The organism is Alicyclobacillus fodiniaquatilis (genome assembly GCF_042678105.1).
Lineage (GTDB): Bacteria > Bacillota > Bacilli > Alicyclobacillales > Alicyclobacillaceae > Alicyclobacillus > Alicyclobacillus fodiniaquatilis.
In genome coordinates this window covers 161300-177142 of the sequence record NZ_JBHUCX010000092.1, presented here as the reverse complement: position 1 = coordinate 177142, position 15843 = coordinate 161300, and the positions used below count along the sequence as shown (strand labels likewise).

The 15843-nt window shown below is 52.6% G+C and carries 10 protein-coding genes, 2 tRNA genes and 1 riboswitch; of the genes, 11 read left to right on the top strand and 1 reads right to left on the bottom strand.

The annotated features are described in order from the left end of the window. Nucleotides 1-17 precede the first annotated feature (17 nt). A complete protein-coding gene (locus ACFSB2_RS22240; RefSeq protein WP_377945291.1) occupies nt 18-506 on the bottom strand; it encodes an N-acetyltransferase in 489 nt (162 codons plus the stop codon). 173 nt (nt 507-679) lie between these two features. On the opposite strand from ACFSB2_RS22240, the gene ACFSB2_RS22235 reads away from it, so the two are divergent. From ACFSB2_RS22235 to ACFSB2_RS22185, 11 genes are all read left to right on the top strand, one after another. Beyond that, on the top strand, nt 680-5209 hold the full coding sequence (locus ACFSB2_RS22235; protein WP_377945290.1) for a glutamate synthase-related protein: 4530 nt from the start codon (nt 680-682) through the stop codon (nt 5207-5209). Between the two features lie 341 nt (nt 5210-5550). Beyond that, nucleotides 5551-6549: an ornithine carbamoyltransferase gene (argF, locus tag ACFSB2_RS22230; RefSeq protein WP_377945462.1), complete on the top strand. Its 999-nt coding sequence runs from the start codon at nt 5551-5553 to the stop codon at nt 6547-6549. Continuing rightward, on the top strand, nt 6546-7808 hold the full coding sequence (locus ACFSB2_RS22225; protein WP_377945289.1) for an argininosuccinate synthase: 1263 nt from the start codon (nt 6546-6548) through the stop codon (nt 7806-7808). The genes argF and ACFSB2_RS22225 overlap by 4 nt, the downstream gene beginning before the upstream one ends. Beyond that, nucleotides 7805-9181: an argininosuccinate lyase gene (gene argH, locus ACFSB2_RS22220; RefSeq protein ID WP_377945288.1), complete on the top strand. Its 1377-nt coding sequence runs from the start codon at nt 7805-7807 to the stop codon at nt 9179-9181. The genes ACFSB2_RS22225 and argH overlap by 4 nt, the downstream gene beginning before the upstream one ends. A 109-nt stretch (nt 9182-9290) precedes the next feature. Next, nucleotides 9291-10535, top strand: coding sequence for an aspartate kinase (locus tag ACFSB2_RS22215; protein WP_377945287.1), 1245 nt, complete (start codon nt 9291-9293; stop codon nt 10533-10535). A 363-nt stretch (nt 10536-10898) separates the two neighbouring features. Further along, a riboswitch (ZMP/ZTP riboswitch) is annotated at nt 10899-10981 on the top strand. A gap of 63 nt (nt 10982-11044) precedes the next feature. After that, entirely contained in the window at nt 11045-12631 is a 1587-nt protein-coding gene (gene serA, locus ACFSB2_RS22210) for a phosphoglycerate dehydrogenase (RefSeq protein ID WP_377945286.1), read from the top strand. A 12-nt stretch (nt 12632-12643) separates the two neighbouring features. After that, nucleotides 12644-13726 (top strand): 3-phosphoserine/phosphohydroxythreonine transaminase, encoded by a 1083-nt coding sequence (serC, locus tag ACFSB2_RS22205; RefSeq protein WP_377945285.1) that lies wholly within the window; start codon nt 12644-12646, stop codon nt 13724-13726. Nucleotides 13727-13767: 41 nt separating this feature from the next. Then, nucleotides 13768-14895 (top strand): HAD family hydrolase, encoded by a 1128-nt coding sequence (locus tag ACFSB2_RS22200; RefSeq protein WP_377945284.1) that lies wholly within the window; start codon nt 13768-13770, stop codon nt 14893-14895. An 86-nt stretch (nt 14896-14981) separates the two neighbouring features. Further along, nucleotides 14982-15074, top strand: a tRNA-Ser gene (locus ACFSB2_RS22195). A gap of 103 nt (nt 15075-15177) precedes the next feature. Next, nucleotides 15178-15252: transfer RNA gene (locus tag ACFSB2_RS22190), tRNA-Thr, on the top strand. 24 nt (nt 15253-15276) lie between these two features. Then, the gene (locus tag ACFSB2_RS22185) at nt 15277-15435 is read left to right on the top strand and encodes a histidine kinase (protein WP_377945283.1); all 159 of its coding nucleotides are present in this window, start codon (nt 15277-15279) and stop codon (nt 15433-15435) included. Nucleotides 15436-15843 lie beyond the last annotated feature (408 nt).

Genomic DNA, 15843 nt, shown 5'->3' with positions numbered 1-15843 from the left:
CACTCCTCGGTAACGGGTCAAGCTTCTTTGGTCGCTTGGAAACGGTCGTAATATCGTGTATAATACACCATAGCAACCTCGTCACAGTGGTAAAACTTCTTGCAGTAGATACAGTCCTTCCAAACCTTGTGCGGCAAGCTTTCTTTACGAACCACGTGAAAGTCTAGCTTTTCAAAGAACTGCGTCTGATAAGTGAGAGATAAAACCTGTGCAATACCGAGTTGTTCCGCTTCCTGCACAAGTTGTCGCACAAGTTGTCGTCCGACGCCGTGGCCATGTGACGCAGGCTCCACAGCGAGCGAACGGATTTCTGCTAGGTCTTTCCAAAGGATATGAAGGCCAGCTACTCCGATAACACGTCCGTTGTCTACTGCAACTGTAAAGCTTTGCAAATGTTCACACAGCGATTTAACGGTTCTTGGCAGCATTAACCCAATTTCAGCGAATTGCTGGATCAGCTGTTGCATGCTTTCAATATCGGAAGAGGCTGCTTTGCGGATTTCCACAGCAGATACCTCCTTTCGAACTTGCATATAGTTATAGCATGCGATAGCATTATTATTCAATATCACGTATATTTTTTCATGATGTTTTCATTTTGTTCACGAAACGCAATAATTGTCGATTGACGCAGATAAAGAGAGAGTGTCAAAATATTTTGCAAAAAGGAGTGGCGCCAGTGGACTTACATGCCTTATCAGCAGATATCCATCGAGAACATGATGCCTGTGGTATTTTTGCACAAATCAACAAATCTGGTCAGCCCTCAAATGACACGGTTCACCATGGACTGGAAGCACTAAAGGCAATGCGTCACCGCGCGGGGTATGTCGCAGGTGAAGGTGACGGTTGCGGTTTGCTGCTCGACGTGCCGCGCAAGTTATGGCAACTGCGACTTGAAGCAGCTGGTGTGTCGGAAGACGTGGCATTTGCGGAAGATTTTTTTGTCGGTCATTTCTTTGTTGGGAATAACGTACCAGAAAATGCAGTCAACCTCATTGTTGAACAACTGCAATCACAAGACCTTGAAGTGTTATTGGTCAAGACGGACGGTCTCAACCGAACAGCCCTGGGGCCGATGGCCACAGCGGTCAGTCCCCTCTTTTGTCAGGTGGCGGGCCGTGCGCACACTGTAGACGACGCGCGGATGAGTGCGGCATTTACGGCGATTGACCAAATTTCAGACGTGCATGTGGTGTCGCTTTCTCACCACAGTGTCGTATACAAAGTAATTGGCAACGACGATACGCTTTATCGTTGTTATGAAGATTTGCAACATCCGCAATTTGCGTCGACGTTTGTCTTGGCGCATACGCGCTATTCGACGAATACGACGACGTCGTTCCCACGTGTCCAACCATTTTCTTCACTAGGGCACAATGGGGAAATCAACACCATTCTTCGCTTTTTCACGGAAGCGTCGATGGTGGGGGTGCCTGTTCGTCCGGATTTCAGTGATTCCCAGATGGTGGACCGGGCTTTGCTGTCCTTCGTCTCAGACCGCAGTTGGTCATTGTTTGAGACAGCCGAGCTGTTGTTCCCGCCCATCGTGCATGAAATCAAACAGATGTCGACAGAATTATCTGATTTGTACATGTACTATCGTTCATTATGGGGACCTTTCGCGCAGGGACCGGCGGGTGTCATGATGCGTCACGGCAATTCAGCTGTGTTTGGCACTGACGCACTGGGTTTGCGACCGATGTGGCTGGTTGAGACGGTTGACGCGTTCTGCTTTAGTTCAGAGCAGGGCATCGTGCCGCAAACCACCTGGGCGCAAGAACCCAAACCATTGTCACCCGGAGAGAAGGTCGGTGTTCAGTGGACCGCTGATGCGGGGGCTCGCTTGTATCCATATTCCGAATTGCAGCAAGAAGTGTTGCGTGCGGCGAAAGCGCGGTTCAACTTCCGCGATGAACACCGCCATCTCCACTTTGCGGTGCCGTATAGTCAAAAAAGTGAAGTCCTGCATCCAGAGCGAGATGAAAAGCCGCTTGCAATTCGGGCGCTGGCATTTGGCTTCCGCGATGATGATCAAAAACTGATTGAACAAGAGATTCAAACAGGCGGCGAACCGATTAAGTCGCTCGGCTTTGACAGTCCGATTGCCGCGTTGTCCGATGAAGTGACGCTGTTGTCAGACTATCTGCACGAAACGGTGGCCGTTGTCACGAACCCGGCGATTGACCGCGAGCGGGAAATCGAACATTTCAGCACACGGGCAGTGCTCGGTCGTCGTCCATCGTTTGACGGGTTGTACCATGATGCGCCGCGCGTTGAGGTCAACGCACCGATTTTACTCGAAGAATTGCCGAAATCATACGGTGTCGAATTGCAGGATATACAAAATCTCGCTCACCGTTGTGGCACGATGTGCTATGAAGATGTTCTGGCGCTGTTGCACAACAGTCCGCATGGAACGGTTGAAATTTTGATTCACCGGGAGCCAGAAGAGGGCATTCTCGCCGCGTTGCAACGTTTTCAAAGAGAAGCGTTGGAAGCCGTACAAGCTGGCGCGAACGTAATTGTACTGGATGACCGACTGCAGTTTAAGCGCGGGCAGCATGTGGATCCGTTTTTGGTGGCAGCGGCGATTCACAAAGCGTTGTTGCGTCCGGCAAGCAAAGGCAAGGGTGAATTCTTGCGCCGCCGCACCAGCTTAATTCTGCGCAGTGGCGGGTTGCGCAACTTGCACGACATCATGGTCGCGCTCGGACTTGGTGCCGATGCGGTCGTTCCTTACTTGATGTGGGAAACAGCTGCGTCAAAGGGTGATTTGCAGTCGATTGAGAATCTGTACAAGGCCTTGTCAAAAGGCATTGAGAAAGTGATCTCCACACTGGGCATCCACGAAGTACGGGGCTATGAACGGTTGTTCGGCGCGATAGGGTTGTCTGACGAAGTGAGTCAGTACCTTGCCATCCCGTCTTTCTGTGGCAGTGAGAGCGCAGGGCTCACATTCGCCCGGATGGAGGAACAGTCGGAACTGCAGTATCAATGGTATGGCGCTGAAGATCGGAAGTCGGTGCGGCCGAACAAGCTGTTTCAATTGTATCCGCGCATTTGGAAAGCTGCAGGTTCGGTTGCTCAAGGCGCGCTGTCGTATGATGAGTATGTTTCGAAACTGTCACAATTTGAAACGGACAATCCGTTGAGTTTGCGCCATGTATTGGGCATTGCAGGCGGAGATGCGGATGCGGATGCGGATGCGACGGTCGATACATCGGTTGATGGACATGATTTCCCGTTTGTCATCAGTTCCATGTCTTTCGGTTCACAGAACGAAGTGGCTTATCGCGCTTATGCGGAAGCGGCATATCGTCTCAACATCGTTGGGCTGAACGGCGAGGGTGGCGAAATCAAAGATTTGCTCAGCAAGTATCCGCGCAATCGCGGTCGTCAAATCGCATCTGGCCGCTTTGGGGTCAACGCGGACCTCTGCAACGGCGCTTATGTGTTGGAGATCAAGATTGGGCAAGGCGCAAAACCAGGTGAAGGCGGCCACTTGCCAGGCTCAAAAGTGACGGTTCAGGTGGCAAACGCGCGGAACGCGACACAAGGCGTCGATCTGATATCGCCATCCAACAACCACGATATTTATTCTATTGAGGACTTGGCGCAAGTTGTTTATGAATTGAAGGAAATCAATCCGTACGCCAAGGTGTCCGTCAAGGTTCCTGTGGTTCCGAATATCGGCACCATTGCGGTCGGGATCGCCAAGGCGGGCGCAGATGTAGTGGCGCTCTCTGGCTTCGATGGCGGCACCGGTGCAGCGCGTTCACACGCCATTCGCCACGTTGGGCTGCCGATGGAAATCGGGGTTAAGTTGGCACACCAGGCGCTCTGTGAAGCGGGACTGCGCGATGTCGTTGAAATTTGGGCCGATGGCGGCATGAAGTCGGGCTTCGATGTCATGAAGTCGATTTTGCTTGGCGCCAATCGCGCTGGTTTTGGCACCATGGCGATGGTGGCAATTGGCTGTACGTCCTGTCGCGCTTGTCACAAGGACACTTGTCACGTTGGCATCGCGACACAGATGCACGATATGGAAGAGGCGAAGGAAAAAGGCTTGAAGTCATTTACACCGCGTGAGTTCGAAGAATCGGTCGAACAACTGGTGACGTTCTTCGGCGCAGTCGGCAAGCACATTGCGAAATTGACGCAACAGCTTGGGGCAGAGCGCACACAGGACTTGGTCGGACGCAGCGATTTGCTCGTGAGCTTGGCGGATCAATCTCGTGTTGACACGGATTGGCTTTGCGCCGTCAACGAGACGTTTATCGGACGCGGCACGCAAGTGCGGGCGAGATCGTTTGACGAAGCTTATGGAGATGTCATGCAGGAAGTGTCCAGCTACCCTGTGGCAACTGGGACAGATGGTGTCGTCGTTCATGATGGCGTGACGACTTCTGCAGTGTCGACCAAAATTCAAGCTGTGCCACGGGCGCTCGGCATTCGCCAAAGCGGTGAAAGTGTACGCAGCGCAAGGAACAACGAGGTTCGGCATATCGTGCACGATGGTGTGGCCGGTGCAGGCTTTGCAGCTTACCACACGGTAGGTATGTCCAGTGTCGCGCACGGGGGTGCACAGGATGGCGTCGGTAAAGCGGCATTTGGCGGAAAGATTGTCGTTTTGAAAGGTCGTTGTTCTGATGGTGTCTGGCGTGGCGGTTCTGTCGGCAAGGGACTCGGCTATGGCGCGGGACATGGACTGTTTATCATTCAAGGCGATGCGGATGCGCGTGCTGGCATCCGTTTGTCAGGGGCTGACATCATCATTGGCGGTGAAGTGACACGGCCTGTGAATGACAGTTTGGCATCCATCGGCAGTCGGGCGAACATCAAAGGTTTTGCCTTTGAGTACATGACTGCAGGGCGCGCGCTGATTATGGGAGATCCGGGTCCGTGGATTTGTTCCGGTATGACGGGCGGACGCGTGTATCTTCGCTATCAGCCAGAGCTGGGCTTGGATGAAGCTGCGTTGCGCCGCAGAATTGCAAAGGGTGCAAAAGTCAGTTTGCGGTTCCTTGACCAAGCAGGTGAGAAAGACGTTGTCGAATTGATGAGCACATATCAAAGAGAGTTGCGCAAACATGGTCAACAGGAAGCTGGCAAGAAACTGCAGTCGTTGATTGAGCATCCATCGATGCACTTTATGATGATTGAACCTGCACACGAAATTACGGATCAAGACATCGCAACAGAGTGAGTTTTGTGCGATTTCCCTGTTAAGACGCGGAGGGGCCTGTCCCTTCGCGTTTTTTGGATGTGCGTTGCCTGTAGTGCTCGACTGGCTGTGTGCGCAGTGTATATTCTGAATGATTTGGCATTGTGATCGTGTAGAATCTGTGAAATATCTTGGTTTCCATATGAATCATCGTACAAACGATTGATAACTATACATAATAGTGTATAATCATTCATAACAAAATATAGCCAACGTTGCGTTTAGACGGACGTGTGGAAGGAGTCTTGCTCGTGGCGACGTGGGAATCAGCGAGTGTAGTGGGGAGAGGCCCGGCAGCGGTGACTTCGCTGGGATCGAACTATTTGTCTGTTCGTTTGCAAAATGCGCTCTGGGAAGCGCATCAGACGCTTTGCGGACGGGATTTGCTCGAATTTAGTGGATATACGAGTGATGAACTGCGAAATCTCGTTCGTTTGTCACAAGTTTTAAAAGAGGCGCAAAAGACCAATTTTGTTCACTCGCTTTTGGCGGGGAAGACGTTGGGACTTATTTTTGATAAATCTTCGACGCGCACGCGTGTTTCATTTGAGGTTGGCATGTTGCAACTGGGCGGGCATGCACTGTTTTTGCCCGGCAATCAGATGCAAACAGGCCGCGGTGAACCGATATCGGACACGGCGCGCGTGATGTCGCGCTATGTGGACGGCGTGATGATTCGGACGTATCGGCAATCGGATGTCGAAACGTTCGCGGAATACGCGTCAATTCCGATTATCAACGGTTTGACGGATGAATTTCACCCATGTCAATTGATGGCGGATGTCTTGACGATTCTCGAACACAAAGGGAAATTGGAAGGCGTTACGGTGGCGTATGTCGGGGATGGCAACAACTTGGCCCATTCATGGTTGCAAATCGCGCCGAAACTTGGTATGAACATTCGTGTAGCGACGCCAGCGGCATACCGTCCGATGGCCAGCGTCATCGAAGAAGCAAAATTCCATGCTGTACAGCAACATACGGAAGTGCTTGTCACAACAGACCCGATTCGCGCAATCGAGGGCGCCGACGTCATTTACACCGACACATGGATCAGCATGGGCGACGAATCCGAAGCAGATGAACGGCGTGCCATCTTTGCGCCATATCAGGTGAATGACGAACTGGCGTCACATGCGGCAGCCGACTATCTGTTTATGCATTGCTTGCCTGCCCACCGTGGCGAAGAAGTGACAGAAGCTGTGATGGAAAGTGAACATTCCGTGATTTTTGATCAGGCCGAAAATCGTTTGCACGCGCAAAAAGCAATTCTAGCTGCGCTGATGGCGGATGCGGGCGCATTTGGGGAGGACTTGGGATGAAAGAAAAAATAGTATTGGCATATTCCGGTGGTTTGGATACTTCTGTGTCGATTCCGTGGATTAAAGATCACTACAATTATGATGTCATCACGATGTGTCTTGATGTCGGTGAAGGGGCCAATCTGCAGGCGGTCCAAGACAAGGCGATTCAAGTGGGGGCCATCAAATCGTACAAAATTGATGCTAAAAACCGCTTCGCCAAGCAGTTTATCGCACCAGCGTTGAAAGCAAATGCGCTTTACGAAGGGAAATATCCACTGGCTTCGGCGTTGTCACGTCCTTTGATCGCGCAATTGTTGGTGGAAGTCGCGGCGGCAGAAGGGGCGGTTGCCGTCGCGCACGGTTGTACGGGAAAAGGCAACGACCAGGTGCGGTTTGAGGTGTCCATCAAGGCGTTGGCGCCAGATTTAAAAGTGGTGGCGCCGGTCAGAGAATGGGGCTTTACCCGGGATGAAGAGATCCGGTATGCGGACGAACACAATGTGCCCATTCCGGTCAATCTCGATAATCCGTACAGCATTGACGCCAATCTGTGGGGACGTGCCATCGAGTGCGGCGTGTTGGAAGATCCATGGCAGGCTGCGCCGGAAGGGGCGTTTGAGTGGACTGTCGCGCCAGAGGCTGCGCCAGATGTCGCTGAGGATGTGCTGATTGCCTTTGAGCAAGGGGTTCCGGTTGCGTTGAACGGTCAAACGCTACCGTTGGAGACGTTGATTCATCAGTTGAACAGCATTTGCGGCAAGCACGGCGTCGGCCGGATCGATCACGTCGAAAATCGGCTTGTCGGCATCAAATCGCGTGAAGTGTACGAATCGCCGGCTGCGCGCGTTTTGATCACGGCGCACCAAGAATTGGAGCATCTCACACTGACACGCGAGGTGCTGCAGTACAAGATGGGCTTGGAACTGGAATATAGCAAGCTGATTTACAACGGTCTCTGGTTCTCGCCGCTCAAGCAGGCGTTCGACGCATTTATCGATCAAACACAGACGCATGTCACAGGCACTGTGCGTGTCAAGCTGTACAAGGGTCAAGCCCAAGTGACTGGCCGTCAATCTCCATATTCCCTGTACCGCCACGATCTCGCCACGTACACGACGGGGGATTCGTTTGATCACATGGCTGCGGTTGGATTCATCTCCCTGTGGGGCTTGCCGACGACTGTCCATGCAACCCTGCATGCGCAAGGGACGAGTGAAACAGCGATGGATGACCTGGGTGTTTCCGTCATTGCGGCAGGGGAAGAGAGTATCGTATGAAGCTCTGGGGAGGCCGTTTTGGCGAAGACACAGACGACTTGGTGCTGAAATACACGGCTTCCATTTCGTTTGACAACCGACTTGCTGCCTACGATTTGGCCGGATCCATCGCGCACGCCCGCATGCTTGCGGCGTGCGGGATCATCTCGGCTGCTGAAGGACGCGAGATCATCGACGGTTTGACAGCGTTGGCGCAGGATATCGAAGCAGGGAAGATTGAATTTCGTCTCGACGATGAAGATATCCACATGAATGTCGAACGACTTTTGACGGAACGTATCGGGCCAGTGGCGGGCAAGTTACATACAGGAAGAAGCCGCAATGACCAAGTTGCCTTGGACATGCACTTGTTTGTCCGGGACGTCTGCGGTGAGACTCTCGATGCCATCAAAACGTTGCAACAAGCGCTCACGACACAGGCGGAACAGCATTTTGAGGTCATCATCCCTGGTTTTACCCATTTGCAAAGAGCGCAACCCGTCTTGTTGGCACATCATTTTTTGGCGTATGTATGGATGTTGGAACGCGATAAGCAGCGGTTTCAAACGCTGTTGGCGCATGCGGATATGATGCCGCTGGGCGCGGGCGCCCTGGCTGGGACCACATTCCCAATCGACCGACAGATGGTCGCGGACGAGCTTGGCTTTACGCAATTGTACGAAAATTCGTTGGATGCTGTATCTGACCGGGATTATCTCTTGGAACTGCTGTTTGCCTCGTCGACCATCATGACGCATTTGTCTCGTTTGTCAGAAGAGTTGGTGCTGTGGTCGACGGAGGAGTTTGGCTGGATCGAACTGGCGGATCGGTATGCGACGGGTTCGAGCATGATGCCACAGAAGAAAAACCCAGATGTGCCGGAGTTGATTCGGGGCAAGACGGGGCGTGTGTATGGCCATTTGCTGGGTTTATTTACGGTGTTAAAGGGACTTCCTTTAGCCTACAACAAAGATTTGCAAGAAGACAAAGAGGGCGCCTTTGACACCGTCGACACGGTCATACCGGCACTTCATTTGATGGCGGGGACGATTTCGAGCATGCAAATCCGGACGGATCGACTGGAAGCGGCATTCGCCCACGATTTTTCCAATGCCACGGACTTGGCTGACCATCTCGTGCGCTTGGGCGTGCCATTTCGCGAAGCGCACGCCATTGTCGGCGAGTGGGTGCAGACTGCCATTGGGCGGCGAACGAACCTCGCTGGTTTGCCTCTGGCTTTCTTGCAGGAAAAAGTCGCTGCAATCGGTGAAGACGTCTATGATATCCTGTCGCCCTCATCGGTTGTGCGCGCCCGCCAATCGCGGGGCGGAACTGCGCCTTCTGCGGTCCAATTGCAGCTGGCGTTGGCAAAAGAACGCTGCGGCTTGGCTTGAAGTCTGTGGAATAAATCGGAATTTTGTAGCACGGGCTTTTCGATCCCTGTCATGTGCGGTATGATAGGCAAAATAGAGAGAGGTACCGCAACTGTAAGGAGTGGAGACCGTGCTCATTGTACAAAAATATGGCGGCACATCAGTCGGCACGACGGAGCGAATCCGGGCGGTTGCCGAGCGTGTGCGCAGAACTGTGGCCAAAGGGGATCAGTGCGTCGTCGTGGTTTCGGCGATGGGGCATAGTACAGATGCTTTGGTGACATTGGCAAGTGAGCTTGTGGATAAGCCCGCTGACCGGGAGATGGACAGTCTCTTGGCGACAGGAGAACAGGTGTCTGCAAGTCTGTTGGCCATGCGTTTGATTCACATTGGCTGTCCTGCGATGTCCTTGACGGGGTGGCAGGCAGGGATTGAGACAGAGGCGGTGCATAAAAACGCCCGCATCACGTCGATTGACACAAACGCGTTGAAGACATTGTTGGAACAAGGAATTACACCGATTGTAACTGGTTTTCAAGGGATTGCAGCAGGCCAGATTACAACGCTTGGACGCGGCGGTTCCGATACGTCGGCGGTGGCGCTGGCGGCTGCGCTCGAAGCGGACGCGTGTGAAATTTATACGGATGTCGATGGGGTTTATACGACAGATCCGCGTGTGGTGCGGCAAGCGAAGAAGCTGGACTATGTCACATACGATGAAATGCTGGAGTTGGCCAACCTCGGCGCACAGGTTTTGCACCCGCGCGCGGTTGAAAATGCCAAGCATTTTTCGGTGCGGTTAATCGTTCGTTCGAGTTTTTCAGAGGAGGATGGAACACAAGTCGTGTCTATGATGGAGAATCAAATGGAAGAGCGTCAGGTCGTTACAGGCATCGCATTTGAACGTCAGGTGGCGCGGATTGCGGTCATTGGTGTGCCGACAAAGCAGCACGGGTTGGCATCCATCTTCTCGAAGCTTGCAGAACACGGCGTCAATGTCGACGTCATTGTCCAAAGTGTGGTCAGTGAGGCTGCGGTCGATGTCGCATTCACGGTAAATGAGGCAGACATCGACAAAGCGGTTGAAGTCGTTGAAACATTGCGGAACGGGCTTCATTTCGAGCGGATCGAAAGCGCGGCTGAGTTGGCGAAAGTGTCGATTGTCGGGGCAGGCATGATCAGCAATCCTGGTGTTGCCGCACAGATGTTTGTCACGCTGCGCGACACAGATATTCATGTGCAGATGGTCAGCACTTCGGAAATCAAGGTGTCTTGCGTGATTCCTGCAGGTGATGTGGAGGCGGCCGTACAGGCATTGCATCGCACGTTTGTTGAAGCGGAGAGGGAAGCTGATCTCACGGTGACGGAATCTTAATGCGAAACCAGCCAGTTTTGTGTATGCGAACTGGCTGGTTTGGGTTTCGGTTGCTGTATTGGAATGTTCAGTATAGAATATATTTTGGCTCTTCTACTTGACGCATGTATACAACCTCTTCTATCCTGAAAATAAAGTTGATACCTGTGCGTGCGCCATCCGCGATGCCTCGATTGACTGACATTTTCATGATTCTGCTGGTGTGGGATGCATCACGCATGGCGGTCTATCCTGAAAATAAATTCGGTGGTCTGGCAGTGCGCTGTTTGCGCGCTTTCCATCGACATGGATGGTTGCGGTTCTGAAACGTTGTAACTGTAAATGGCGTTGTCGTAGGACGTGTAAAACCATGAAATCACCAATAAAACGTTGCATGACTGGCGGATAGTGGACCATACCACAGGGGAGTGCGACGTGTTGCGATGCCGGCCGCCTGGGCGCTTTGATTTGGTTCAAAGTGTCCTGGTGGCTTTTTTGTAGGCTGTTTTTTGAACAAGGGGGAAGCATGGATGTTCCGCATATTGGTCACAGACGATATTGCTAAGAGTGGGATTGAAGTATTGGAAGGTGTTCCAGACGTACAGGTCGACGTGCAAACAAATCTATCGGAAACGGAGCTGCTAGAAGCCATTGCAGAGGCGGATGCGCTTGTCGTTCGTTCACAGACCATGGTGAATGAAGCGGTCATTGCAGCCGGCAAACGCCTAAAAGTGATTGGCCGCGCAGGTGTGGGCGTGGACAATATCGATTTGGAGGCTGCGACAAAACAAGGCGTGCTGGTCATCAATGCGCCGGACGGCAACACCATCGCTGCGGCTGAGCACACGTTCGCCATGATGATCAGTTTGGCGCGGCATATCCCAGCGGCGAATCGGGACTTGCTCGGCGGGAAATGGAACCGCAAGCGTTGGGTGGGTGTTGAATTGCGTGGCAAGACACTCGCTGTGCTGGGCATGGGCAGAATCGGCACAGAAGTGGCGAAACGCGCGAAAGTGTTCGGCATGCAAGTGCTTGGTTTTGATCCATTTTTGACAGAGGAACGCGCAAACAGCTTGGGTGTTGTCAAGGCAAGTATTGACGAGGCGGTCGCTGGCGCCGATTTTATCACGGTTCATACACCGTTGACGAAGGAGACGCACCACCTGATTGGCAGAGAGCGGCTGTCGCTGGTAAAACCAACAGTTCGCATTGTCAACTGCGCGCGCGGCGGCATCATTGATGAACAGGCCCTATGTGAAGCTTTGGCGGAAGAACGCGTTGCAGGCGCGGCGTTGGATGTGTTCGAGTCGGAGCCCTTACTGGAAGATCATCCTTTGCGTCAATTTGAAAATGTCATTCTGACGCCACATCTCGGCGCTTCGACGGTGGAGGCGCAAGAAAACGTGGCGATTCAGGTCGCAGAGCAAGTGATTCACGTGCTCATGGACGAACCGTTTGAGCATGCGGTCAATCTACCGAGTTTGAATGCGCAGCAGAAGGCGCAATTGGCGCCCTATCTTGTGCTTGCGGAAAAACTGGGCCTGTTCGCGGCGCATATTGCGCAAGGCGCGCCTTCGGAAATGACCGTCACGTACACTGGCGATGCTGCGGGACGAGATGGCGGCTATTTGACCAGAACGGTGCTCAAGGGGCTATTCGGATTTCAATACAGCGACGATATCAACTATGTCAACGCGCTCACATTTGCGGAAGAAGCAGGGCTGCGCGTCAAGGAAGTGCGCGAGTCGCGCGGACTTGTCTACACGAATGAAATTTCCATCTCGTTCGTCACAGAAAATGGGACGCATCGGGTAGGCGGCACATTATATCATGAATCTGGTCCGCGTTTAGTCGAGTTGGATGGCTATGCAATCGACATGCCGATTGAAGGCAATTTGCTGTTTACGCGCCACGTGGATAAACCCGGAATGATCGGACACATTGGCACATGCCTCGGCAATTTGCGCATCAACATCGCGGGCATGCAGGTCGGTCGCCGGGAGAGCGGCGGCGAAGCCGTGATGCTGTTGACGGTAGACAGGGCATTGTCGAGCGATGTCATCGCCGAGATCGCGAAGGTAGATGGTATTTCCATGGTGCGGGCAATCGAACTGTGAGGAGGGAATGACATGCACCGGATAGATAATTTTAACGCGGGCCCAGCTGCTTTGCCTTTGCCTGTGCTGGAACAGATTCAACGGGAGATAACCGATTACAACTATACGGGCATGAGCGTGTTTGAACTCAGTCATCGCAGTGACACATATGAGTCGATTCAAGCGAAGACGGAAGCGCGCTTGCGCGAGTTGCTGTCGATTCCGGATGGCTACCGTGTGCTCTTCCTTCAAGGTGGCGCCAGCTTGCAATTTGCCATGATTCCGATGAATTTCTTGGGGCGTGATCAAACTGCGGCTTATGTGCTGACTGGCGTGTGGTCGGAAAAGGCGGTGAAAGAGGCGCAGCAGTTTGGCGCAGTGCGCTGCGACGAGCAGGCAAAAGCGGGCGGTTACCGAACCATTCCGGCACACCTGGATGTGGGTTTGTTGGAAGGTGCGGCTTATGCGCATATTACATCCAACAACACAATTTATGGCACACAATGGTCCTCGTTCCCCAAGGTGAACGTTCCTTTGATTGCGGATATGTCGAGTGATATTTTATCGCGTCCGATCCCGGTGCAGGATTTTTCCTTGATTTATGCGGGCGCGCAAAAGAATTTGGGGCCTGCTGGACTGACAGTGGTCATTGTGCGCGAAGAACTGTTGGCCAAGGCGAATCAGCATGTCCCGACTATGCTGGATTACAACGTCCATGCCAAAAACAATTCTATGTACAACACACCGCCGACATTCTCTGTGTATGTGATGGGCCTTGTGTTGGAGTGGATTGCGGAGCAGGGCGGAGTCACTGCCATCGAAAGACAAAATGCAGCAAAAGCGGCATCGATTTACTCGGTCATTGACGAACACCCGGAATTCTACGTAGGACATGCGGAAGTTGCTGCTCGGTCTGCGATGAATCTGACTTTCCGCCTGCGGGATGAAGCGTTGGAGAAAAAATTCCTCGCAGAGGCGAAGGCGAAAGTATTTGTCGGTGTGAAAGGGCACCGCTCGGTTGGCGGGTGTCGCGTATCGCTGTACAATGCTGTGCCAGCGGCGGCTGCGCATCGGTTTGCCGAGTTTATGCAGGCATTCGCGCGTCAACATCAGTGAGTGTTTGTCGTGCCAAGGTGATATAACTGGAGGCGGGTTGATTGTTTAACACGGTTTTATTTGATATTGATGGTGTCATGTTGAGCGAAGAGCGCTATTTTGACGCATCGGCTTTGACCATCTATGAATTGCTCGGCAGTCCGCGTTTTCTTGGGGCAGATGTGGGCCAACCAGGAATATCGATGACACCTGACGACGAGCAGATTCAAGCGGTTCGATCCGCCGTCTTCCAGCGTGATCAAGTGCTGGAGCGGTTGAAGAACGTGGGTGTCAACGCCAATTGGGATATGGTGTATTTGGGCTTCGTGGCTGAATTTGCGGCATTGTTGGGTCAACTGCCCCGCACGGAGTCGGTCGCCAAAGCGGTTGAAGCGGCGCTCCGAGACGGCTGGACGGCGGATGCGTTGTGTCAACTGGGTGCACTGATACGGGAGAACATTGGGTCAACACGTGTCGCTTGGCAGGCGTATGATGACGTTTTTGGCAGAGCGACGTCGCGTGACGAACTGTTTGCCATTGCGCGCGCTTTACTGCGAGAAGTAGCGCCGGAAGCAGACGAGCAGAGTCTGTGGGCGTTGGGCCGCGATACGTTCCAGGAGTGGTACCTCGGCGATGAATACAGTGGACAAAGCATTGGCAAACAAGGCTTTTTGGCGAGTGAACAGCCGCTTGTGGCGCCGGAATCACTGGCTTTGCTGTTCGAACAGTTGAAGGGCCGGGGCATCCATCTTGGTATAGGTACAGGGCGACCGCGCATTGAGACCGAGGTGCCGCTGACGCACTTTGGTTGGTGGTCTTTCTTTTCGGTACAGTACGTCACCACGGCTTCGGATGTTTTACAGGCGGAGACGGCAGTGCCGGCGGCTCGTCCGTTGTCGAAGCCGCATCCGTTCTCTTATCTGCGCAGCCTCACAGGCGAACATGAGCCACAGACGCTGCTTGCAAAAAGTCTGCCGCTGGACTGCCGCAATGAGGTGCTCATTGTCGGGGATTCTATCGCAGATGCGCTGGCGGCCAAGAGTCTGGGTGCGTCATTTGCCGCCGTTTTGACAGGTTTAGAAGGCGAATTGGCACGGCCCAAATTCGAAGAGCTAAAGGCTGATTTCATCTTGAACGATGTTTTGGCGTTAAATGATATATTACTCAATCAGTCCAGTGTAACCCAGTAATTTTCTAATGAAATTTTGAACAAAAAAAGCTTGCGCATTTGGACAAGACCGTGCTATGATACTAAACGTCGCGTGACACGGTTCACGGAGAGATGTCCGAGTTGGCCGAAGGAGCACGATTGGAAATCGTGTAGGCGGATAAACCCGTCTCGAGGGTTCGAATCCCTCTCTCTCCGCCAAATGCTTCGTAAGCACCCGTTCAGTTCGCGCAGGAATATAGATGGGCAACATACACGATAAACTGCTGTATGTTGAGGGGTAAACCCTCCGCCGCTATTTTTTGCCACCTTGGCTCAGGGGTAGAGCGGCTCACTCGTAATGAGCAGGTCGTCGGTTCAAATCCGACAGGTGGCTCCATAAGATAGACCGTAGAGATGCGGTTTGGGGTGGTTGTCCGAAAGGGCGGCCACCCCATTTGCATTTTGTGGGCAGATTAAGCCGCATTTCCTATACAATGCACGAATTACGATCTCTGCATTGTGTGATGTCGAGCCGAAACGAGCAGGTGATGTCACAATCGAGTTGGCTCATAATTTGTGAAGCTGATTGACTTTTGAAATATAGAAAGATTCGCGATTTGTGTTTAGTTTTTGTTGATAGAAATTTGTTAGATTAAATCACGAGAAAGAACCTATTTTGAAGCATCGGTCTGTCGAGTACGTGGAATGGCGCGACATGGACGCTAACTGAAGATAGCTCGCAGTGATGCGTGTACTATCGGAGATTCACAAACACAACGAAGAGAGGGATGAGTGTGCAAGCGTTGTACTATATATGTCAGAAATGTGGTTATCATACCTCAACAGCCGAACCACGCTTACGATGCATCAATTGTAATGCGAGAGGAAAAGATTGGACGTTGATTGGCAATGCTGGTGATTCGGACCTTCAGGAGCGAATCTCGAAGTTTTTCACGGCACAGAATTAAAGATGTGAATTTGTTCGTAG